This window comes from Pseudomonas sp. G1002, from assembly GCF_013385455.1.
Taxonomy (GTDB): Bacteria; Pseudomonadota; Gammaproteobacteria; order Pseudomonadales; family Pseudomonadaceae; genus Aquipseudomonas.
In genome coordinates this window covers 7,038-8,486 of the sequence record NZ_JACAPY010000066.1, presented here as the reverse complement: position 1 = coordinate 8,486, position 1,449 = coordinate 7,038, and the positions used below count along the sequence as shown (strand labels likewise).

At 61.4% G+C, this 1,449-nt stretch carries 2 protein-coding genes; both read right to left on the bottom strand.

What is annotated here, in order from left to right; genetic code table 11:
• Window positions 1–24 precede the first annotated feature (24 nt).
• Window positions 25–537 carry a GNAT family N-acetyltransferase gene (locus HX801_RS31485; protein WP_134326161.1) on the bottom strand — a complete coding sequence of 171 codons (513 nt, stop codon included), beginning with the start codon at window positions 535–537 and terminating at the stop codon, window positions 25–27.
• On the bottom strand, window positions 534–1,449 hold a 916-nt coding region (locus tag HX801_RS31480), incomplete at its 5' end, for an MFS transporter (RefSeq protein WP_256344324.1). The genes HX801_RS31485 and HX801_RS31480, both read right to left, overlap by 4 nt.

Here is a 1,449-nt window from a genome sequence, read left to right as displayed (position 1 = left end):
AGCTCCCTCGCCACAGGTTCAGCGTCACTTTTGGGATTGGTAGCGAAGTTCCTCCAACTCACGACCGCCCCGAGCAAGGGTGCGGCTTGATTCGGGCTGCGCTATCCATCCTGCATTTTGGTAAAAGCGCACTGCCCGCCGGTTTTCAGCCAGCACCCACAACGTCGCCGTCTCCAGGCCCAGGCTGGCGAGATGCTCCAGCCCCCTGAGCCACAGCGCCCTGCCCACCCCCGTTCCCCAATGCTCGGCCAGCACATACACCGCCTGCACTTCACCGGTTACGCCTGGATCAGCATCCTCATCACGACTCGAGCTGACAACAATCCAGCCCACCACACGCCCCTCGACCTGCGCGACAAACACAGCTTCGCTCCCCTGCTCAATCGACTGGCGCCAAAAGGCTTCGCGCCTGGGCTGTGTCGCCTCCAGCGAAGCCAGGTAATCCGCCGGCATCAGTTCACGATAAGCCTGCTGCCAACTGCGAATATGCACCCAGGCAATGTCACCTGCGTCCTCGATACGTGCTGCACGAATCATCCAATTCCCTCTGCGCGTTTTGCATAAATCGCCGAGCCCGCCTGGGGCGACAGCCTGCGATAAACCAGCCCCGACAAGGCACACAGCAATCCGGCACCCGCCATGATCCAGGCGATATCACTCTGCTCGACCGTGGCATGCCCGCGCACGGCCATGATCAAACCGAGCAGCCCCGCCGCGATGCCCACCGATAAACTCAACGTCAACTGAATGGTCATCGCCGACAGGCTGCTGGCGCGGCTGGATTGTTCCGGTGGCACGTCGGCATAGGTCAACGCCCCCAGGGTGCTGAATTGCAGCGAACGAATGATCCCGCTGCCAAATAACACCAGTATTACAATCCAGTAAGGCGTTGATACCTCGAACAGGCTGCACGCCAGGATGGTTGCACCGGTGAGCACCGCATTGCCGATCAAGGTGCGCCGGAAACCGAAGCGGCTGACAATCCGCACCGCCAGCATTTTCATCAGCAACGCACCCACGCCACCGGCCACGCTCAGCAGCCCCGCCTGCAACGGGTTAAGCCCGAAACACAGCTGGAACAGCAACACCAGCAAAAACGGCTGTGACGCGCTGCCGATGCGCATCAGGTTGCCGCCCCAGAAGCTCACCGCGAAGGTCGGGATTTTCAACAATGAAAAATCGATCAACGGGTACGCCGTCCGCCGTGCATGCAGGACATACAGCCAGGCACTCAACAGCCCGCCGCCAATCAGCAGCAACGCCCACTGGCGCGGCAACAGGCCGTGGCCCAGCACCTCGAAACCGAACACCAGTCCGCCCAATGCCACACCGCTGAGCAACAAGCCGGGAACGTCCAATGGCTGGCCGGGCGTCCCGGAATAGTCCGGGATATAGCGCAGCACCAGGATCACCCCAAGCACGCCGATCGGCAGGTTGATCAGGAAGATC

Bases quoted from the DNA above. Each gene is read 5' to 3' on its own strand.
- HX801_RS31485 (WP_134326161.1), bottom strand. From the start codon at position 537: ATGATTCGTGCAGCACGTATCGAGGACGCAGGTGACATTGCCTGGGTG.